This window comes from Bifidobacterium sp. ESL1130 (assembly GCF_058507935.1).
In genome coordinates this window covers 1,494,489-1,515,840 of sequence record NZ_CP196379.1, presented here as the reverse complement: position 1 = coordinate 1,515,840, position 21,352 = coordinate 1,494,489, and the positions used below count along the sequence as shown (strand labels likewise).

Below are 21,352 nucleotides of genomic sequence, written 5' to 3'. Positions count from 1 at the left end.
CTTTCATGCTTATCTAGAACGAGGCATTGCGGTGTAGCTGCCGCGGTCACAGATAAGCGAAGGAGCTTGGCGATGGGCAATAAGATTCATCTCGATTCAGGCGAGCGGGCAGCCTCGCCAGGTAAAGCTGCCGGGAGTGCAGGGCGTGCCAGAGCGACGTTGCTTAAAGTTGCATCCGCACTATGCGCAATGGGTGTGCTCCTAGGCATGGCAGGGTGCGGTTCGTCGAAGAGCGACCAAGTCACGCTGGACTTCTTCCAATACAAGTTTGAGGCGGCGGACCAGTTCAAAGCCATGGCCAAGGAGTTTGAGGACCACAATCCGGACATTAAAATCAGTATCAACAACTCCGCCAACGCGCAGACCGACCTGCGCACCCGCTTCGTCAAGAACCGTGTGCCTGACGTTATCACCTTCAACGGTGACATTAGTTTCGGTATGTTTGCCGCATCCGGCGTATTTCATGACTTCACGGATGACCCGCTTGTCAAAGAACTGAACCCCGGCATGGTCACCATAGCCAAAAACCTCGTGCAGACCACAGACCGCTCCAAGAAGCGCCTCTACGGTCTGCCTTATGCCGGCAACGCCTCCGGATACATCTACAACAAAGCGTTGTGGCGTCAAGCCGGCGTTGACCCAGACAATCCGCCCCAAACATGGAACGACTTCACTGCCATGCTCGAAAAATTCAAAGCAGCAGGCATCAACCCCGTCCAAGGCTCGCTTGCAGATTCCTGGACCGCCCAAGCACCTCTCGCATCCTTTGCCGGAACACTGGTTCCCGAGTCGCAATACGGCAAGCTCAAAGACGGAAGCACTGATTTCAAAACCATATGGACCCAGTCTGCACAGCGTGAGGTCGATCTGTTCTCATATTCCACAGCGGATAAAGGCGTGACCTATCAGCAGGCCACGCAGAACTTCGCCAAAGGGCAGGCCGCCATCATTCCCCTCGGCACCTACGCGATACCGCAGATTACCATGATCAGCAAAGACGTGGAACTCGGGTTTGCACAGATGCCTGCGACCAACGATCCCAAAGAACAAGTGCTGACCGCCGGCGATGATGTGATGCTCACCATCGGCGCGAACACCAAACATCCCAAAGAGGCCCGCCGATTCGTGGAATTCCTCATGCAGGAACGACAACTCAATACCTATGCCGATGCACAGGCCGCGATCACGCCTTCCAAGAAGACGCACTTCGGCGACCCTGCTCTGACCGGTGTCTCGAAATTCTTCTCCAGTAATCGCGTGGCCGACTTCTGCGACCATTACATCCCCTCGTCCATCAACATCGGCGGCTATCTGCAGACCATGGTGACGAGCGGCAACGTCGATAAATTCACCAACTCGATGCAGAGCGAGTGGGACAAAGTGCAAGCTCGGACATTCGAGTAGAAAGGGAGGTCATCATGTCAAACACAGCTGCGAAAACCGGTGCAGGCAAAGCGCAACACCGCCGCAAGTCATCATTCTCCAAACGTAAAGTGGAACCGGCGTATTACTGGATGGCCGTTCCCGCGGTCATTGTCTTCGCGATCTTCCTCTATGTGCCGTTCCTGCGTGGTGTGGCCTACTCGTTCACGAACTCGCAAGGGTACGGCGACTATAAGTGGATCGGCCTGAACAACTACGCCGCGCTCTTCAAGGATGGGCGGGTGGGGCACGCCTATCTGTTCACCATCGCCATCGCGGTGGTCATCACGGTGCTCATCAACGTCATCGCGCTTTTCCTGGCAGTGGCGCTCAACGGTCGCATCGCCTTTAAGAACGGGTTCAGGGCCATCTATTTCATCCCCTACACGCTGGGTGTGCTCGTCATCGGGTACGTATTCAAGTACATTTTCATGACACCGCTGCCGGCTTTGGGCAAAGCGCTGCACATAGGCTGGCTTTCCGAATCGTTGCTGACCAGTGACAAATACTCTTGGATACCTATAGTCTTCCTGGCTGTATGGCAGGGAGTCGCCTACTCGGTACTGCTCTATCTTGCCGGCCTGCAGACCATCGACGACGAAATCTACGAGGCGGCCGCCATTGACGGTGTCAACGCGTGGCAGAAATTCTGGAAAGTCACCTTCCCCCTCATCGGGCCCTTCCTGACCATCAACCTGGTGCTCTCCATGAAGAACGCACTCGGCACCTTCGACCAAGTGGTGGCCCTCACCGAAGGAGGTCCCGACTCGAAAACCGAGACCGTGACCTATCTGATCTGGAAAGGCGGTCTGACCGGCGGCGAATACGCCTACCAGACAGCCAACGCCGTACTCTTCTTCGTGGTGCTGGCGCTTATCGCCTTTGTGCAACTCAAGATTTCCAACCGCAACGAGCAGGATTAAGGAGCCGACGATGACCGATAGCACAAGCGCGACCGGAACAAACGAAGCCGTCTCGGCAGCACATACCACATCAGTGACGATGAATGCGGGCACAGCACCATCGTTCACACCGATATCACCAACGCAGCCACATGCAGCCGCGGCTTCGGCAGGTGGGCCGGGCAACCGGAAAGCAAAGAAGAGGAGAGTGCACCGGCGTGACCACAACATCAACTGGTGGCTCACGGCCGCTCTTGCCGTGCTCTCACTGACGGTGCTGGTGCCACTCTATTTCACCGTGGTAACGGCGCTGAAGACGCCGGGCGAGGCCGGAACCTTCAGTTTGCCGACCAGCTGGCAATGGCATAATTTTGCAGATGCGTCCGCCAAGGTGAACTTCCCCAAAGCGGCACTCAACTCGGCTGTCATCACTGTGGCGGCTGTGGTGCTCACCTTGGTGACCAACACCTTCGTGGCATACGCGGTGGCCAGAAACATGGACAAACGGTTCTTCCGGTTCATCTATTATTTCTTCATCGCAGCCATGTTCGTGCCCTTCCCGGTGATCATGCTGCCGCTGGCCAAGCAGATGGGCGCCCTGCATTTGGACAACCCATTCGGCCTCATCATCCTGTACACCGTACTGGGCCTGGGGACCAACCTGTTCATTGCCACCGGATTCATCCGTTCGATTCCCGTCTCTCTTGAAGAAGCGGCACGCATCGACGGGGCGAGCACGTGGAAGATTTTCTGGAAGATCATTTTCCCGCTCATGGGGCCCATCAACGCCACCATCGCCATCATGACCGCGTTGTGGGCGTGGAACGACTTCCTCATGCCGCTCATCGTGCTCACCGACCAGACCAATCAAACGATTCCGCTGGCGCAGTACGTATTCAGCTCCCAATTTGCCACCAACTACCCGATGGCATTCTCCAGCTACCTCATGGCCATGGCTCCCATCCTCATCGTCTATATCTTCGCTCAGAAGTGGGTGGTCGGCGGTGTGATGCGCGGCGCAGTGAAATGACAGGACTCCTGCGGTGTGTCGCCATGGTGCCTCTCGATCGTGCGCGCAACAGCAAAGGACGGGGTGGATTGGTTGGAGCCCGTTTGGCCTTGTGAAATGACACGGCAAGGTTGCGTTGTGGAGAGGTGAATTACTGCCCGCTGCAGCTCTGAAGAAGGGTTGCTGTGGGCAGTTCTTCGTGTAGGCTTGGCTGAGACAATAATTTGGGTGGTTGGGTACCGCTTTGGGTTGAAAGGCATAGGAGAATGACTCTGGGGACTCTCTTCAGTACGTTGAAGCGATATGCAAAAGCGGTGATTGCCACATTTGTGGCGGTGGTCGTGATAATCATGATCGTTACGTTCATCATGCCGTCCAAGTACACCGCCAGCGCGCAGCTGCTTGCCACCTACAAGACCGCTGATGTGAGCGCGCAAAGTCTGAGCACCGGTGCCAGCTACATGAATTCGCAAGTTGCCAACTATTTGCAGATCGCCAAGTCGGAAAAGGTTTTGGGGCCTGTGGCAAGCGATTTGGGTCTTGGCAAGTCTGGGGCCGGGCTGTCTGGAGAAGTTACCGTCACCAACCCGACCGGAACGCAGATCATCAACATAACGGTGACGGATAAGAGCGGACAGGATGCCGCCAACATCGCGAACGGTGTGGCTGAGCATCTGGCGAAATATGTCTCTCACATGAACGATGCGAACAAGAAGGATGCAAAAGCGTCCCCCATCGAACTGCAGACCATGCAGAAGGCGACTCCGCCCAGCTCTCAGAGTTCTCCGAACATCAAGGTGAACTTTGTGCTGTCCCTGCTCCTGGGTGTCGTTGCCGGTATCGGTGTGGCCCTCGTCTTGGAGATTCGCCGTACCAAGTTTGATTCCGCTGAGGAAGTCTCCCAGCTTCTCGAGACCCCGGTGCTCGGCGTGGTGCCGGAATCGCCGAGCTTCAACAACAGTGAGCCGGTCATTGTGGCGCATGGCGAGAGTGCGATCAGTGAAGAGATGCGCAGCATGTGCTCGAATATCGAGTTCGCGCTGAAAAACAAGACGGAACAGGAAGAGGCAGGACGACTGCTCATCGTCACTTCCGCCACTCCGGCGGAAGGCAAGACCACTGTCTCCATCAACATCGCAGCCGCTCTGGCTGAACGGGGAAGTCGTGTGCTGCTCATCGAAGCGGACCTGCGTTCTCCCTCGGTCGCGAACCGTTTGAAACTGGCCACCATGACCGGCCTGTCCGACGTGCTGCGCCAGTCGGTGCGTCTGCGTGAAGGTATCGTCAAATATTGGAAGCCGAACCTTCATATCCTGCCTGCAGGCAAGATTCCCAATAGTCCGAGCATCCTGCTCGGTTCATCGCTGATGACCGAATTGATTGACCAAGCGCGTTCCCACTACGACTTTGTGGTTGTCGAGGCCACGCCTATGGAAGTCTCCAGCGACGCCGCCATCTACGCTACGGTTGCGGACGGTGTGGCTTTGGTGACTCGCAAAGGTGTGTCGAACAGCAACGATGTCAAGGAATCGGCGGACACTTTGCGCTCGGCCAAGGACAACCTGCTGGGCATCGTGTTCAACGGGGACACGTCCAAGAGCATCGAAGAGAAGAACAAATACTATCTGAAGACCCGGTAGAAGCAAGGGTTTTACAGCGAGGGGTCGTCGGCAAGCGTGCGGACGACCCCTCGCTGCATTCCACACGAGCGTATACATGAGTGTGTGTTCTACGGGCGCAACATATCACAACAGATGTGCCGCGCGGCCTTCTCTAGCCAAAATATGCTGCTCCAAGAGTAACTTTTGGGGCAAGGTGCGCGATACAATATGCAGTGCAGACGACCCATCGCGGCGGCTAGCATACAACACATCACTGCGGTATTACCAATCGTGCCCTTCGGCATGGCGGCAAGACTACATGCTTGCACCGTGTTCGGGTAGGTACGAGTGCAATTCTGCGGCAAGAACACGGTACAAGAGGAATCATGGCAACTTCAACCGGTGCACACGATAACAACGGTGCAACCCAAACGCAGCAAGAACATACTGACCAGCAGCGAGGCGGCGCAAGTACTGACTCGTCGCTCGAAGCCAAGGCAAAGGGATCCAAGGGCGGATCCAACAACGGACGCACAGACAAGGGTGGCAGGAAGCACACTTGGCTGTGGGTGCTGCTGGCGGTGGTGGTGGCGCTCGTTGCGGTGTTCGCCGTGACGCGCAAACCGGCATCACAGAACACGGCCGAACCCAGCAAAGAGGTGAGCATCGGTCTCAAGCTTGCCCCAGCGAATCTCGACATCCGCAATCAGTCCGGCTCGGCGCTCGACCAGGCTCTTGTGGGCAACGTGTATGAGGGGCTTGTGGCTCGGGACCAAGACAATAACGTGGTGCCCAGTCTGGCGAAAAGTTGGGAGAAAAGCGCGGATGGTCTCACCTACACGTTCCATCTCAACCATGGCATCACCTTCTCGAACGGTGACGTTTTGGATGCCGAAGATGCGGCATGGTCCATCAACGAACTGGTGAAGAACGACTACCATGACGCAGAGTCGCTTCAGAACTTCAAAGACGCACAGGCAGAAGGCAACGATACCGTCGTGATCACTCTCAGTGCGCCATACTCGAATCTGCTGTGGGTGCTGGCGGGACGGCCCGGTCTGGTCTTCGACAAGGATGCACACTACGACGCCAAAACGCAGGCCGTCGGTTCCGGACCGTATACAGTGTCGAAATTCGTGGCCAACAGTTCCCTCACACTCAGCGCCAACCCCCACTACTGGGGCAGCCACAAGCCGCAAACGCAGACCGTGACCCTACGTTATTTCACCGACGACAATGCTGCAGTCAACGCGCTCAAATCCGGTTCCGTGCAAGCGTTGGCACCTATCACCGCCAACCTTGCCAAGCCCTTCTCGTCAGACCCCAAACACTATGAGGTGCATGTGGGAGAGGGAACCGATAAGTTTGTGCTGGCCATGAATTCCACTGGTGCCAAGACTTCCGACATTCGCGTGCGTCAGGCCATTCGCTTGGCGATAGACCACAAGGCCATTGTCGCTTCACGAGGTGGAGCCGACAAGCTCATGGGCGGTCCCATACCTTCTCTCGATCCCGGTTACAAGGACACCAGCGCCGCTGTTTCCAAGCCCAATCCGGACAAGGCTCGGCAATTGCTTAAGGAAGCTGGCTACGATCAGAACCATCCGCTTGAGTTGAAGCTGGAATATGCGAACACGTACGGCACCGAGCTCGGCGACCAGTTGCGCAGCCAGCTCAAAGCCGTGGGCATTGACCTGAAAGTGAACGTGGTCGAGTTCTCTACGTGGATGCAGGATGTGTACACCAATAAAGACTATGACCTCTCGCTCGTCGACCACAGCGAAAGCCATGATTTCTCGCAGTGGGTAAACACCAAGTATTACTACAACTACGACAATGCCAAGGTTCGGGACCTTTATTCCCAGGCGATGGCTGCCAATAGCGACAAGGAACGAGACGGGCTTCTGGCGCAGGCGGCACAGCTGGTGAGTGACGATGCCCCGGCGGATTGGCTGTTCAACTACCGCATCACCACCGCCATGGTTGCCGGGTTGAAGGGTATGCCGCTCAACCTCAACCAGACGCTGCTGCCGGTGTGGAATCTGACCTACACGCCTGCACAGGCGTAGCCTAGACTCACAGAAAGGCTGGCACGACATGAGGTTCGTGATTCGCCGGCTCGCCTTGTTTATCGTGGCGTTGCTGGGGTTGTCCGTCGTGATTTTCGCGGCATTGCGCGTGCTGCCCGGTGATTTGGCGCAAATCATGGCTGGGCTGAACGCCACTCCCGAGCGTGTTGCACAGCTGCGCCGTGAGATGGGGCTTGACCGCTCCTTGCCGGATCAGTATGCCGCTTGGCTGACGGGCTTGCTGCACGGCGACTTCGGTACCTCGCTGCTTACCGGTCGATCGGTGGGGAGCACCGTGGCCTCTCGTGCCGCGGTAACCTTCCCGCTCATCGGCTTGGGACTGGTGGTGGCGCTGGCTGTCGGTCTGCCGCTCGGGTATGCGTCGGCGATGGCGAAAAGCCCCAAAGCGCGCGCGTGGTTCCATGTGATTGGCATTGTGGGTGGTGCGGTTCCGGCTCTTTGGGGTGGTCTGCTGCTGATTCTGCTGTTTGCTCGAGGGACAGGACTATTCGGCTTCCTGCCTTCTCAAGGCTTTCCGGAAGATGGATGGTCACATCCTGGCCAGGCTTTGGCGTCGCTGATATTGCCGGCTTTGACGGTGGGCATCATCGATGGTGCCAGCCTGATGCGCTACACGCGTTCGGCTCTGGTGGATACGATGGCATCCGGGCCAATCGATCAAGCGATGGCATGCGGTTACACGCGAGCTCAAGCGGTGCGCACCGTAGGGTTTCGTCTGGCCTTGCCGCAGCTGGTATCGGTCACCGGTCTTATGTTCGCAGGCATGGTCACCGGTGTGATGGTGGTGGAGAATCTATTCGCTTTGCCGGGTATCGGCTCTGGCCTGGTCACCGACCTGGGCAATCGCGATCTGCTCGCAGTGCAAAGCGAACTGTTTATGCTGGCGGCGTTTTTCCTGTTCATGGGATTACTGGTCGATCTGCTGCACCGTGCGTTCGATCCGCGGCTCAGACATGCCGGCGAAGGGGAGGCACGATGACTCATCACACCAATCGGCAGCGTACCCGGCAGGGTGTCAGCGGTGCGGTGAGGCGCGCGTGGCACTGGTTGGCTGTGGTCATACGCACGGTATGGAGAAGTGGGGAAGGTAAGTTCTCGCTTATCGTTCTTGGTGCGTGGATCGTGATTTCCTTGGTGTCGTTGGTCTGGACTCCGCAATCGTTGTGGGCTACGGATGGGTACCGAGTCTGGTCGGCACCATCGGCCGACCACTGGCTGGGTACGGACGGCACCGGTGCGGATGTGCTGAGCTGGCTGATGGCGGGCGGGCGTACCAACCTGCTCATCGCCCTGCTGTCGGTAGTGTTTGCCGCGGCATTCGGTCTGTTGCTCATCGCCATGATGGTCTCTCGTATCACCGCGCTTTCAAGCGTGGCCGTGGTGGTGGTCGATGCTCTTATTTCCATTCCCACCATGCTTATTGCCTTGATACTCGCGGTGCCGTTGGGAGCTTCGATAACGGTGGTTGTGGTGGCTTGCGGAATCGGGTACGGCCTCAATCTGGCTCGTGTATGCAGACCTGCGGCGCTTCTGGCTGCACAGTCCGATTATGTTCAGTCGGCGCTGGCATCCGGATCCTCGTGGTTCTCGGTGCTGATGCGCCATATTCTCCCCAATATCATTCCCACGCTCACCGTGCAGCTCTCGTTGTCTGCTGGCACTGCGGTGCTTGCGGAATCGGGGCTGACCTACTTGGGGGTGGGAGTCCCTTCGGGCGTGCCCAGTTGGGGGCATTCGCTCGCCACATCGGTCAAGCTCATCAACATTTTCCCCCTCACCGTGCTCTGGCCGGGTTTGGTGGTTACCCTTGTGGTGGTGGCGCTTAATATGTTCGGCGACTCGCTGCGTGGCGCCATTGACCCGGTCTCGAACGCTGCACTGAGGGCTGAGAGTGCTCCTGTGGCAATGAGGACGGATACTGCAGCTCAGGCTGAGGCTGCGCATACGGCTGAGGCTGTCACTGCAACAACGCATACGCCTGGAGACCGGGATGCTGCTGATCAGAAACACGGTCAGGATGCGAGAGGAGGGAATACCGATGATTGTTGATATCCAACACATGAACATCAGCATTGCCGGCAGACCTATCGTGCGTGATGTGAACATGAACATCGGCGAGGGGGAGCGTGTAGGCCTCATCGGCTCCTCCGGCTCCGGCAAATCCATGATTGCCAAAGCCATGTTGGGATTGTTGCCTTTCGGATCTGATGTGAGCGTTTCCGGCTCCATCAACCTGTCAGGCACCGAAGTGGTCGGTGCTGACGAGCGCGAATTGGCTGCCATGAGAGGCCGATCAGTGGGAACCGTGTTCCAAAATCCTGGAGCTTCACTCAACCCGGTGAGCCGTGTGAAGCACCAAGTGGCATTGCCATTGACGTTGCACTACGATCTGTCCGACAGTGAGCGGCACGAACGGGTCAATACCATGCTTGCGCGCGTGGGACTGGACGAACAGACCGGTGAAGCGTATCCATCCGAACTTTCGGGCGGGCAGCAGCAGCGGGTCGGCATCGCCACGGCCCTGGTCACTTCGCCGCGGCTCATTGTGGCCGATGAACCCACTACAGCGCTTGATGCGTTGACGCAACGGCGCATTGTTGACCTGTTGGTGTCACTGGTGGACGATGCAGGTGCATCCATGCTGTTTATCACCCATGATTTCTCCGTGCTGCGCCGTGCCACGACACGTTGCTACGTGCTTGACGAAGGGCGCATCGTCGAGGAAGGCGAGACGGCAGCATTGTTGGAACAACCTGCCTCGCCGGCTGCGCAACGTTTGGTCGACGCCGCTCGAGTGCTCACTTTGCATACGGAACGTTCGGGAGATGTGTCGTGACGGTAACGAATGAAACAGGGCAGATGCTGCTGATCGGGGATCGTATCACGAGAACGTTCGGCCGCGGACGGCACCAAGTTGAGGCTTTGCACGAGGTCGATGTGGCGGTCAGCCGCGGCGAATGTTTAGCGATTATTGGCGGGTCAGGGTCAGGTAAATCCACCCTCGGTCGCATCCTGCTGGGGTTGGACGCCCCGAGCGATGGGCATGTGACGTTCGACGGACAACCGGTGGAAGGACGCCGCTCTGCCGGGTACCAAGCGCTGCGACGGTACAGCGGGTTGGTGTTTCAAAACCCGTTTTCCTCGCTGGATCCGCGCTGGACGGTGGCTCGGAGTGTGGCCGAACCGCTACATGATGCCGGAGGCAAGGCGCGGGGGAGCGCAGCAGATCACGAGACCTTTGGGGAGATGAGCACTTCTCCGGGCGAATGGAGAGAGGAACAGGTTCATCGTGCGTTGACCATGGTGGGCTTGGATCCGCAAGAGTTCATGAACCGGTATCCCTCAGACATGTCTGGTGGGCAGGCGCAACGTGTCGCCATTGCTCGCGCGGTGGTGAACCAGCCGAGGCTCCTAGTTGCTGACGAGCCGATGAGTGCGATTGACGTGGCTGCCCGCGTGCAGATTCTGGACGCGTTCGCTGCCATTCGTGCCGAGCGCCCGCAGATGGCGATGATCATGATTTCCCATGACTTGGGCGTGGTGCAGCATATCGCCGACCGCATTATGGTGCTGCATGATGGGCGTGTGGAAGAGCAGGGCTGCGCTCGGCAGGTGCTTGAAGAGCCGCGGTCTCCATACACACGTGCGCTGATTGCCGCTGTTTCATGACGTGAGGTTGTCGTTGTGCGCAATGGGGGGTTTACGCCCTTACTGAATGATTTGCAGCGGCGCTGTGAAACTGCGAAAACGGCTTGATATAGCCATTTTGAAGTTCGTCAGTGCGTACGCTTTGCCTTCAGCAGGGACGATTCCTTATTAGAGCATATCTCCCACCTCCTCAACAGGACGCTTTAGAATGGTCACATGACAGATACGCAACACGGCACTGCGCTCGCCGCGCTTAAGCAATACTTTGGCTACGACTCGTTCAGACAAGGCCAGGAAGCGTTGGTTGAAGCGATATTAGCTGGCCGCGACGTACTTGGTGTCATGCCGACGGGCGCGGGAAAATCCGTCTGCTATCAAGTTCCGGCCACCATGCTCCCGGGGCTGACCATCGTGATTTCACCGTTGATATCCCTGATGAGAGATCAGGTGGATGCGCTTGGGGATGCAGGCATTCCTGCGGCGTTCATCAACACCACGCAGACTGCCGACGAGCAAAGCGTGGTCTTTGCCCAAGCAATGCGCGGTGATATTCGTATGCTCTATGTGGCGCCGGAACGTCTGGAGACCGATCGGTTCCGAGACTTTGCTGCGCGTGTGTCGATTTCGCTCATCACCGTAGATGAGGCTCACTGCGTATCCCAATGGGGGCAGGATTTCCGCTCATCCTACCTCGGCATTGGCGAGTTTATTGCCTCGCTGCCCACCAGACCTACGGTGGCAGCCTTCACCGCTACAGCGACAGAGCGCGTGCGCCGGGACATCGTAGCGCTGTTGGGATTGAACGAACCCGAAGTCACGGTCACTGGCTTTGACCGCCCGAACCTGTACTTCGACATCATGAACATGCCTACCAAGCGCAAGAATCAGTGGATAGCAAGTTATGCGGCGAATCATGCCGATGAATCCGGCATTGTCTATTGCGCAACGCGCAAGGAGACCGAACAGCTTGCCGCTGATTTGAATGATCAAGGCATTCGCGCAGCTGCGTACCATGGCGGTATGGCGGCAGATGCTCGCGAGCGTGCTCAACGCGATTTCGTCACCGATCGCGTGCCGGTGGTGGTGGCTACCAACGCGTTCGGCATGGGTATTGATAAATCCAATGTGCGGTACGTGATTCATCACAATATGCCGGAAAGCATCGAGGCCTACTATCAGGAGGCAGGCCGCGCCGGTCGCGATGGCGAGCCGAGCCGATGCACGCTGCTGTGGAACGAGTCGGACATCGTTACCCGCCGACGGTTGATGGATATGGATTCGAACAACGAGCGGCTGAGTGCACAAGAGCAGGAGGTGGTGCGTGCCAGCCATCGTCGTCTGCTCAACGCCATGATCGGTTACTGCCGCACCACGACGTGCCTGCATCGCTATATGACCTCCTATTTCGCTGATCCAAACGGTGCTGCTGTTCTTCACTCGCCAACGAGTGAGGAGCGGGAATCTGTCAAGTGCGGCAACTGCGCCAACTGTGAAAGCGAGTTCGCCACCATAGATGTGAGCGACACGGCCCGCGCTATCAGCCGCTGTGTGCATGACCTAGGGCAGCGGTTCGGTTCGGGCAAGATAGTGGCGGTGCTGCGCGGTTCGCGCGCTCAGGACTTGGTGCAACGTGGGCTTGACAAGGTGCCGAGTTTCGGTATGTTGTCTGCGGTACCGGATGCGCGAGTCAAGGACGTGCTTAATCAGATGGCTACCGACGGGTTCCTCACCATTTCCGAAGGGCGTCTGCCTCTGGTCATGTTCGGCCCGCGCGCGGCAGAAACCACTAAGCCGGAATTTCACTATGAGATCAAGCGTGTGGAACGCAAGGGGAGTGCGTCTGCAGGCGCGGCATTCGGTTCGTACACGGATGATGGCGCTCGTGACGCTGTTTCTCGAAATACGCTGTCTGCGGATCAGACGCTCAGCGAGGACGAGGAGACTTTGTTCCAACGGTTGCGTGCCTTGCGCCTCGACATCGCCCGTGAGATTGGCAAACCGCCGTATATCGTCTTTTCTGACAAGACGCTGCGCGACATGGCTCGTATCAAACCGGTGACTTCCGCTCAGTTCTTGGCGGTTAATGGAGTGGGTGAGAACAAGCTCAACTTGTACGGTGAACGTTTCATGGATGCTGTGCGCTCGTTCGAGTAAGTTACGCGACGCTGGTATGTGTTCGCGGATGTGCGGCTGACAGACAGCGCTGGTTATACAAGTTCCGCACGCTTCGGTGCGCTCTGGGCATGTTATCGTGCCCGAGCGCTAAAGTGGAGGCCTCGAAGGCTATATATAGCAGTTTCACGATGTGGGGAGTTTTACCTATGGCATTTGGCACCGATTCTACGCCGAACGGACTTGTGGATCCGACGATTGACCAGTTGCAGGAGCATGTGGACGGCAACAAGTACTCGCTTTCCATCTTCGCGGCCAAGCGTGCACGTCAGATCAACTCGTACTTCACTCAGCTCAATGAAGGCCTGCTGCAGAACGTCGGCCCGCTGGTGGAGTACCAGAACCAAGAGAAGCCGTTGTCCATTGCGTTCCGCGAGATCAACGACGGCCTGCTTGAAGAGACTCTGGCAGAAGACGATTTGAACGAAGGCAGCCGTTAGCTGCTGCAGACCGGAGATGCCTGCGGTGTCTCCTGCTGTGTTGGGTGGACTACACCCCGGCATCGAGCCCCGCCATGCGCGGGGCTTTGTCGTATCTGCGAGACGAACGCAGGCATTGCTGAACGGCTTGAACAGAAAGGCGATAGGGGGCTGGGCGTAGCATTGCTGCAACGTATGTATACACGTCGGCCGCAGCGCAAGCCACGGCCGGCATGGAAGAAAGAAGTGAATAATGACAGCAGAACGCCGCCTCATCTCCGCGGAATCCGTGACCGAAGGCCATCCGGATAAAATCTGCGACCAGATATCAGATGCCATCCTTGACGACATGCTGGCCCAGGACCCCCACTCACACGTCGCTGTAGAGACATCGGCCGCCGTCGGACAGTTCTTCGTGTTTGGCGAAGTGAACAGCAAAGGCTATTCGGATGTGCAGCACATCGTGCGCAACGTGGTGAAGAACATCGGGTACACCAGCTCCGAAGTCGGGCTTGATGCCGATTCATGCGGCGTTCTGGTTTCCATCACCGGGCAAAGCAGCGAGATCAATCAGGGTGTGGCACGGCTTGATGAGGAGCAGGAGTCTGCAGCATCGCGAGAAGAGCGGTACGAAGCACAGGGAGCCGGAGACCAAGGCATCATGTTCGGCTACGCGTGTGATGAGACCGAGACGCTCATGCCGTTGCCCATCTATCTGGCGCACCGCTTGTCACAGCGCCTGACCCAGGTGCGTAAAGAGGGCATCGTCCCCAATCTTCGCCCCGATGGCAAAACCCAGGTTACCATCGAATATGATGAGCAGGGCAAGCCCGAACGCGTCGACACGGTGCTCATCTCCACCCAGCATGATCCGCAGGCCACGCACGAATGGTTGGAATCTCAACTGCGTGAGCATGTCATCGTTCCTGTACTTGCCGAAGTGTGCGGCGACAACATCGTCCATGACGACTTTCGTATGCTGGTCAATCCCACCGGCTCGTTCGTGCTCGGCGGCCCGGCGGCGGACTCGGGGCTGACCGGTCGCAAGATCATCGTCGATACCTATGGTGGTGCGGCGCATCACGGCGGTGGCGCCTTCTCCGGCAAGGACCCCAGCAAGGTGGATCGCAGTGCGGCATATGCCACACGTTGGGTCGCCAAGAACATCGTGGCTGCAGGTCTGGCGCACAAGGTCGAGATTCAGGTGGCGTATGCCATTGGTGTGGCACAGCCGGTGAGCATCAATGTCAACACGTTCGGCACCGCCATCGGCGGCGTGAGCGATGAACGGATTCAGGCTGCGGTGCGTCAGGTATTCGACCTGCGTCCTGCTGCCATCATCGATGAGCTCGACCTGCTGCGCCCCATCTACCTCAAAACCGCGGCATATGGTCACTTCGGCCGTGTGGATGCCGACTTCAGCTGGGAGAAGACCAATAAGGTCGATGAGCTGAAAAAAGCCATCTCGGAAAGCTGAATTTCCTTGGGAGAGTAGGGATGCACCACTAGGCAGCGGTGAATGCGCCACCTCATGAAGTGTCGAAACAGGGCAATACAGTGAATACTGTTTGGGAATTTTGATATGGAGGTGGCGCATGGCCGCTATGAGCGTGTCGGACATCATGAGTTTGTTCCTCGTCGACACAGGAAGAATCAACATTTCAGCGTTTGACGGGTCGTCATTCGGCCCGCAGGACGCTCCGCTGCACATTGACGTCAACAATTCGCGTGCCGTGTATTACATGGTGGATCATCCCAATGATCTGGGACTCGCGCGCGCGTATCTGCAGGGCGATATCAGCTCTCCGGAGCTGGTGCCGGGAGACCCGTACGAGGTGTTCAAGCAGCTGGTGGCTCTCAAGTCCGATGTGAAGAAGCCGAATCCCGCCGACCTGGCACGTGTCGTCGCCAGCGTCTATTCGCACGGCATCCATCACCCCGAGGCTCCGGCCATCGAAGGGCCAAGCCGTTGGAAGCGTAGGGCTGCCGGCCTCATGCCGCACACGGAAAAGGGTGATTCCGCTACCGTGAGCTATCACTACGACCAGTCCAACGAGTTCTATCGCCTCTTCCTCGGCCCCTCCATGACCTACACATGCGCCGTGTTCGAGTCCCCTGAGGACTCCCTCGAGGAAGCGGAGATACGCAAGCTCGATCTGGTGCTCGATAAGCTCGACCTCAAGCCCGGCGACCGTTTGCTCGACATTGGATGCGGTTGGGGTTCCATGGCTATTCGTGCCGCCAAACGCGGCATTCGTGTGCTGGGTGTTACCTTGGCTGGAGAACAGGTCAAATGGGCGCAGGAATGGATTAAGCGTGAGGGGTTGGAAGATCTCGCCGAGGTGCGTCAGATGGACTATCGTGACGTGCCGGAAGGTGATTTCGATGGCATTTGCTCTCTGGGCATGATGGAACATGTGGGCTTTAAGAACTATCCGGGCTACTTCCAGGAGATTTTCGACAAGCTCAAGCCCGGCGGACGTCTGCTCAACCATCAGATCACCCGTGTCAACTCGATGACCGGCAAGTCCGCAGGCGAGTTCATCGATCGCTACATCTTCCCGGACGGGCAGCTTGCCAGCCCCGGTGAGATTGAGACCGTGATCCACGACACCGGCTTCGAAGTGGTGGATCAGGAGAATCTGCGTCAGCATTACGCGCTCACCCTGCACCGTTGGAATGAAAACCTGGTGGCTGGCTGGGATCGTGCCGTGGAGCTGATGGGCGAGCCCAAGGCCCGCCTGTGGGGGCTGTACATGGCCGGATGCGCGCTGAACTTCGAACTGAACAACATTCAGATTCACCAGTTCCTATGCGTGCGCCCCGGAGGAGAGGCCATGACATCCACATATCCGCTGCGTCCGTGGTGGGTCAAGGATGCTCGCATCAAGTCCGAGTAAATAGGAGCCCATGCGTGGCAACGCCGCACATGGCGTGAGATGCACATACCTGACGTGGTAATCCCTTCGACGGGATGAAAGGCATGTGCCGATGGCGACGGTGTCAGACATCGTCGCCATCATTGGTATTGAGCGTAAAGGCGGTGAGTATGGCACAGGAGGCTGAGCAACTGGCACTGGCGGGGCTGGCTCCGCGCAAACGTCGCAAGCGTGCGCCGAAGGAACGTCATCCGGCTGGTCGCTATCCTGTGGCGCAGGTGGTGCTCGATGTTCAGGCTGCCCATCTGGGACGTACTTTTGACTACCTCATCGACGAGAAGCTCGACGAAGACGCCCAGCCTGGTGTCATGGTGCGGGTGCGCTTCGGCGGGCAGAAGCTCAACGGCATCATCTGGTCGCGCACCGCCACCAGCGACGCACCTGCGTCTTCGCTGCGCTACCTTGAACGTGTACTGAGCGGAGGCGTGCTGGTCGGCGATTCCATGCGCCGGGATATCGAACTGATCGCTCAGGCCTATGGAGGCACACTGGCCAACATTGTCCGTCTGGCGGTGCCTGCAAGAGTGGCGAAGGTGGACGAAGAGCAGCGCCTGGCCTTGGCAATCGGTAGGCAGTCCGTCACTGCGTGCGTCGAACAATCACCTCAAGACCATGAAACCAGCTCGCTTTCCGGTGCGCAACATACCGGTGAAGCACTGGGGGCGCGACAGGCGTTTGGCGGTGCCGGTACTTCACCTCGTCTCAATGAGGTGTTGATTGACCAAGAACTGAACCGATTGCAAGGCTGCTTTGACCATACGACCGCACTCCGAGATGCACTCGGCGAGCATGGATTTTCCCCATTTGTGGTAGATGCCATGCCGGGGGCGGGCCAGTGGGCTCGGGACTTGGCATGGATGACGGCGCGGTCGCTGCTGTCGGGGCGCGGCGCCGTGCTGGTTATGCCGTCCATGCGTGAAGTCAACGATATGATGCAAGCGTTGAGCGCCTACGGTCTTACCGCTTTCAGACGTACTCAAGCCGGTCATGGCGGTTTCACCGGTGATGTGGCATGCCTGAGTGCCTCCATGCCGCAGGCCGAGCGATATCGTTCGTATGTGGCGGTGGCGAATGGTCAAGTGCGCTGCGTGGTCGGTACCAGAGCCGCCATGTACGCGCCGATGGAAGGCGAAGCGCTGTTCGCCATCGTTGAGGATAGCGCCTACCAGTATGCCGACGGTATGATGCCATACGCATCTGCGCGCGGTGTGTTGCGACTGCGTGCCAAGGCGCATGCCGGTACGCTGGTGGTGATGGCACAGGCACGCAGTCCCATCAGCCAGTGGGAAAGCGGGGAGACCGGCATCGCACCGGATGCCGAGCAGGAGTATGAACGGTCGGATATGCCGCGTGTTGAAGTGGCAGATGAAGGCCGGGATGCCGGGGATAAAGCCGAACCGAAGCTGCAGTTGCCTCAGGTGTGTGAGACGCAGATCAGCGGGCGGAGCGTGGCGTTGCACCCGCTGCCGGCTGCGTTGAAAGAGGCAACCCCATGGACTCGGTGGTTCAACCGTGATGAGTTGAGCCGGTTGGCTGATTCGACCGTTGGTGCGCGTGTGCCACACAGCGCGGTGCGCATCTTGAGCGAGGCCTTGGAACGAGGGCCGGTATTGTTCTCCATTCCGCAGGACGGTATTGCACAAGCGCTCAGTTGCTCGCATTGCCACCGGCAGGCGCGTTGCCGCAAGTGCACCGGCCCGTTGCGTCTGGTGCATGGTGAAGCACCGCGTTGTGGCTGGTGCGGAGCCATGGCTTCTGATTGGTCTTGCCCGGCTTGCCATCAGACACGTATGCGATCGGTGCGTGTGGGAGCGGCTGGCACCGCTGAGGAATTGAGCCAGTTGTTCCATGGGGTTTCCATGGTGTTGTCCAGTCCGCATCAGGCGCAAGGTGTGGTTGCCCGGGTCCCTGACCGGCCACTGCTCGTCATTGCCACGCCCGGTGCTGAACCGCGGGTGGAATCCGACCGGAACCATCCTGACCGGCCCGGTTCCTATCAAGCAGTGGCTATTTTGGACGCATGGACGAGTCTGTACGCTCCCGGAATCGACGCAAGGCAAGACGCGTTGAGCGCATGGATGCGTGCCGTGGCGATGTGTGCCCCTCGAGCGCAAGGAGGACAAGCGCTTATCCTAGGTGAAAGTGATCCGGCCATTGCCATGTCGCTGGTACTGTGGGATTCTCGCGTACTCGCTTCACGGGAGGTCAAGGAGCGTGCCGAGACCGGCTTCCCGCCAGTGGTGAGTGCTGCCACGGTCTGGGGCAAGCGGGATGCCGTAATGCGGATGCTGCGGGACATCGGTGCGTTGGGTGGAGATTTTTCCGAAGTGCCGGTAGGGGGTGAAACGTTCCCTTCGGTACTGGGGCCGGTGCCGATTGCACAGCCACGTACCATGGACGCACGCGAGTTGGAGGCCACTCGCGACCGTGTCAAAGCCGTAGTGAGGGTACCCTTGGCGAGACGCGGTGAACTGGCACAGCGGTTGCACACGGCTTCGGCTCGGCACGTGGCGAGTCGTGAACCGGGAGAGTTGCGCTTCCAACTGGATCCCAAGGATCTGACCTAACGCAGTACAGGCATGAAGCGAGAATGCGGTGGAGGTTTCTGGTGTATTGGTTGATGTCCGTCCAACAGTGGGATGGGCTGGAATACAATGGCGGCAGACTGTTACGAGTCGGTTGGTGTGCCGACGGAAAACGAAGGGACTGAAATGTTGAAAGTATTGTTTGCAGGCACTCCTCAAGCGGCAGTGCCTACGTTGCGGTCGTTGTCGCAAGACACGGAGCACTTTGAGGTGGTGGCGGTGTTGACGCGTCCGGATGCGGTGCGTGGGCGCGGCCGGAAACTTACTCCCAGTCCTGTTAAAGAGGCTGCGCTTGAGCTTGGTATTCCCGTATTGGACAGCGATCCCAAGGATTCGGGGTTCGTCGAGCAGATTCAGTCCACCGGTGCCCAGGCAGGTGCCATTGTGGCTTATGGGAAAATACTGCGTAAACCGGTGCTTGAGGCTTTGCCATTGGGCTGGTACAACCTGCATTTTTCCCTGCTGCCACAGTGGAGGGGTGCGGCTCCTGTGCAGCGTGCCATCTGGGCTGGAGAAACGGTTACGGGAGCGACGGTGTTCCGTCTCACCGAAGGCATGGATACCGGTCCCATCCTGGCGCAGTCCACGCTTGGCATCGGCGCTCATAGCACTTCGGGTGATGTGCTGACGAGCCTGTCTCAAGACGGTTCCCGGTTGATGACCGCTGCACTGCAGGCTATGGCCAGCGGGGAGATTCTGCCGCAGGAACAGCCCGGGGGATCCTACGAAGTGGCAAGGAAGATCACTGCGGAAGATGCGCATATCCGTTTCGACGTTCCGGCATTCGCCGCTGACCGTCAGATTCGTGCATGTACACCTGATCCGGGTGCGTGGTGCCGCCTGCACGTCGATGGCGGTGCGGCCGGAAAGGATGCCGAGAATGCCGTGCTGATGCATGTGCTCAAGGCGCGCGTGGCCGAGGAAGATTGTGGTGCACCTGTCGGTCTTTTGCCGGGCGTGCTTGCCGTGAACAAGAAACATGTATGGGTGGGTACGCGCTCGCAGGCACTGGAGCTTGAAGAGGTTACCGTACAGGGCAAAAAGTCCATGAAAGCCGCCGACTGGGCACGTGGCGCACACTTGGGGTCAGGTGCGTTCCTCGATTAACAGAAGAATGTGCCGCAGGTTGGTGCCTGGCCTCAATGTGAGGCACCAACCACGTAATGCGAGGTGTCAACCGGGTTCGAGTTGGCGCCTCGCGACTTGATGCGGCATTCAAGCCCCGGTTTTGGTCTTCGGATCAGTCGTCCAGATCCTCAAAATAGGGGATGAGCTCGTCGATGATAAGCCCATTTGAGGCCACGATGTCGTTTTCGCCGCGCCAGTGGATGGTGTCCGAGCACCACTGGCTTACCTTGCCTTTGGCCTGCCGCACCACCACGGTGCCTGCGGAGACAGCGGGAATGTCCCATGGGTGTAGGTGTGGTTCGAAGTAGGCGTCGTAGGTACCGTCGGCCACTCGGCACAAATCCAGCGAGACCGGGCCGACTCGTTTCACATCGGCCGGTTTGCCGGCGATGCGGCCGAGCACTCGGAATGCTCTGCCGGATTCCTCAGGTATGTAGGGCATACCGAAACTGACGATGGATCCGTCGAGATGTGCCACAGTAGACGGCATGATGCGTTCGTGCCTGTCCCCGGCTGGGGTGCGTCGAATGCGTATGGCTCCCTCTCCCTCGGCTGCCAGGTAGGTGACGCCCAGCGCCGGTGCATGCACGACGCCCAGAATGGGGTGGGCGTGGGTTGCGGTCACGAACTCGAACAAAGATACGGTGATGGTCCATTCAGGCATGTTGCGGGTGAAGTTGCTGGTGCCGTCAACATTGCCCACACACCAGAACCGGTCGCCAGGTTTGCCGCGCTCTGGGCGGTCTCTCCACATGCCTTGACCCGGCGCAAGATAGGTAAGCCGGTTTTCGATGAAGCTGACGAGCTTCTTGTCGATGACTGATTCCAAGCGCGTTTTGGTGGCGGGAATCGGGGAGAGAATAAGATCATGCGGATTGGTCTGGCTTTGGAATGCATGCCGTCCGGCATCCTGCACAATACTGGCCACTTCGAGGGCTAGCTCTCTCAAATTCATCGGACGGGCCTTTCTGCGGTAACGGTTCTAAGAGCGATTATAGGTTCTGGCTTGTGCCTTTTCCATGAGCTGACACAATGTGAGCCACACAGGCGTATGGGCCTACAAACAAAGAAGTCCCTGACCGTGAGAGCGGGCAGAGACTTGCGATGCGTGGAGCGTCAATGACTCACTTGGAGGATACGGCCTTCTTGAGGAGCGATCCGGCGGAGATACGAACGCCGTAGGATGCCGGAATCTTGATGGTCTCGCCAGTGCGGGGGTTGCGGCCGGTACGTGCGGCGCGCTTCACGCGCTCGGCAGAGAAGAGACCGGTCAGTCGCAGGCCTTCACCGGACTGCATGGCTTCCACGAACACATCCTGGAAAGCGTTGACGGCCGCCTCGGCCTGAGCCTTGGTGAGGTTGGACTTCTGCGCGATCTTCGAGACGAGGTCTGACTTGTTGTATGCCATAGAAATGCGATCCTTTGATTACTCGGGG

17 protein-coding genes are annotated in these 21,352 nt (G+C 58.3%); 15 read left to right on the top strand and 2 right to left on the bottom strand.

The annotated features are described in order from the left end of the window. Nucleotides 1–72 precede the first annotated feature (72 nt). The 15 genes from ACSYSO_RS05945 to fmt all read left to right on the top strand — a co-directional run bounded on the left by ACSYSO_RS05945 (nucleotide 73) and on the right by fmt (nucleotide 19,894). A complete protein-coding gene (locus ACSYSO_RS05945; RefSeq protein WP_489760688.1) occupies nucleotides 73–1,404 on the top strand; it encodes an ABC transporter substrate-binding protein in 1,332 nt (443 codons plus the stop codon). A 14-nt stretch (nucleotides 1,405–1,418) separates the two neighbouring features. Further along, nucleotides 1,419–2,345 carry a carbohydrate ABC transporter permease gene (locus tag ACSYSO_RS05940; protein WP_489760687.1) on the top strand — a complete coding sequence of 309 codons (927 nt, stop codon included), beginning with the start codon at nucleotides 1,419–1,421 and terminating at the stop codon, nucleotides 2,343–2,345. Nucleotides 2,346–2,355: 10 nt separating this feature from the next. Continuing rightward, on the top strand, nucleotides 2,356–3,354 hold the full coding sequence (locus ACSYSO_RS05935; protein WP_489760686.1) for a carbohydrate ABC transporter permease: 999 nt from the start codon (nucleotides 2,356–2,358) through the stop codon (nucleotides 3,352–3,354). Nucleotides 3,355–3,599: 245 nt separating this feature from the next. Beyond that, nucleotides 3,600–4,973, top strand: a complete 1,374-nt coding sequence (locus tag ACSYSO_RS05930) for a tyrosine-protein kinase domain-containing protein (protein WP_489760685.1) — start codon at nucleotides 3,600–3,602, stop codon at nucleotides 4,971–4,973. Between the two features lie 347 nt (nucleotides 4,974–5,320). Further along, nucleotides 5,321–7,003, top strand: a complete 1,683-nt coding sequence (locus tag ACSYSO_RS05925; protein WP_489760684.1) for an ABC transporter substrate-binding protein — start codon at nucleotides 5,321–5,323, stop codon at nucleotides 7,001–7,003. Nucleotides 7,004–7,031: 28 nt separating this feature from the next. After that, nucleotides 7,032–8,003 carry an ABC transporter permease gene (locus tag ACSYSO_RS05920; protein ID WP_489760683.1) on the top strand — a complete coding sequence of 324 codons (972 nt, stop codon included), beginning with the start codon at nucleotides 7,032–7,034 and terminating at the stop codon, nucleotides 8,001–8,003. After that, on the top strand, nucleotides 8,000–9,073 hold the full coding sequence (locus ACSYSO_RS05915) for an ABC transporter permease (RefSeq protein WP_489760682.1): 1,074 nt from the start codon (nucleotides 8,000–8,002) through the stop codon (nucleotides 9,071–9,073). Before ACSYSO_RS05920 ends, ACSYSO_RS05915 begins: the two co-directional genes overlap by 4 nt. Beyond that, complete coding sequence (locus ACSYSO_RS05910; RefSeq protein ID WP_489760681.1) at nucleotides 9,063–9,860, top strand: ATP-binding cassette domain-containing protein; 798 nt, start codon at nucleotides 9,063–9,065, stop codon at nucleotides 9,858–9,860. Before ACSYSO_RS05915 ends, ACSYSO_RS05910 begins: the two co-directional genes overlap by 11 nt. Nucleotides 9,861–9,883: 23 nt before the next feature. After that, a complete protein-coding gene (locus ACSYSO_RS05905) occupies nucleotides 9,884–10,693 on the top strand; it encodes an ABC transporter ATP-binding protein (RefSeq protein WP_489760690.1) in 810 nt (269 codons plus the stop codon). Nucleotides 10,694–10,888: 195 nt separating this feature from the next. After that, nucleotides 10,889–12,826: a DNA helicase RecQ gene (gene recQ, locus ACSYSO_RS05900; RefSeq protein ID WP_489760680.1), complete on the top strand. Its 1,938-nt coding sequence runs from the start codon at nucleotides 10,889–10,891 to the stop codon at nucleotides 12,824–12,826. A gap of 167 nt (nucleotides 12,827–12,993) precedes the next feature. After that, complete coding sequence (gene rpoZ / locus ACSYSO_RS05895) at nucleotides 12,994–13,284, top strand: DNA-directed RNA polymerase subunit omega (protein ID WP_489760679.1); 291 nt, start codon at nucleotides 12,994–12,996, stop codon at nucleotides 13,282–13,284. A 232-nt stretch (nucleotides 13,285–13,516) separates the two neighbouring features. Further along, a complete protein-coding gene (gene metK, locus ACSYSO_RS05890; RefSeq protein WP_489760678.1) occupies nucleotides 13,517–14,740 on the top strand; it encodes a methionine adenosyltransferase in 1,224 nt (407 codons plus the stop codon). Between the two features lie 118 nt (nucleotides 14,741–14,858). Beyond that, nucleotides 14,859–16,163, top strand: a complete 1,305-nt coding sequence (locus tag ACSYSO_RS05885) for a class I SAM-dependent methyltransferase (RefSeq protein ID WP_489760677.1) — start codon at nucleotides 14,859–14,861, stop codon at nucleotides 16,161–16,163. Between the two features lie 149 nt (nucleotides 16,164–16,312). Next, the gene (locus ACSYSO_RS05880; protein ID WP_489760676.1) at nucleotides 16,313–18,769 is read left to right on the top strand and encodes a primosomal protein N'; all 2,457 of its coding nucleotides are present in this window, start codon (nucleotides 16,313–16,315) and stop codon (nucleotides 18,767–18,769) included. A gap of 144 nt (nucleotides 18,770–18,913) precedes the next feature. Then, nucleotides 18,914–19,894: a methionyl-tRNA formyltransferase gene (gene fmt / locus ACSYSO_RS05875; RefSeq protein ID WP_489760675.1), complete on the top strand. Its 981-nt coding sequence runs from the start codon at nucleotides 18,914–18,916 to the stop codon at nucleotides 19,892–19,894. Nucleotides 19,895–20,027: 133 nt separating this feature from the next. On the opposite strand, the gene ACSYSO_RS05870 is transcribed toward fmt, so the two are convergent. Together ACSYSO_RS05870 and ACSYSO_RS05865 are read right to left on the bottom strand one after the other, a co-directional pair. Continuing rightward, nucleotides 20,028–20,870 (bottom strand): inositol monophosphatase family protein, encoded by an 843-nt coding sequence (locus tag ACSYSO_RS05870; protein ID WP_489760674.1) that lies wholly within the window; start codon nucleotides 20,868–20,870, stop codon nucleotides 20,028–20,030. A 169-nt stretch (nucleotides 20,871–21,039) separates the two neighbouring features. Next, a complete protein-coding gene (locus ACSYSO_RS05865) occupies nucleotides 21,040–21,324 on the bottom strand; it encodes an HU family DNA-binding protein (RefSeq protein WP_489760673.1) in 285 nt (94 codons plus the stop codon). Nucleotides 21,325–21,352 lie beyond the last annotated feature (28 nt).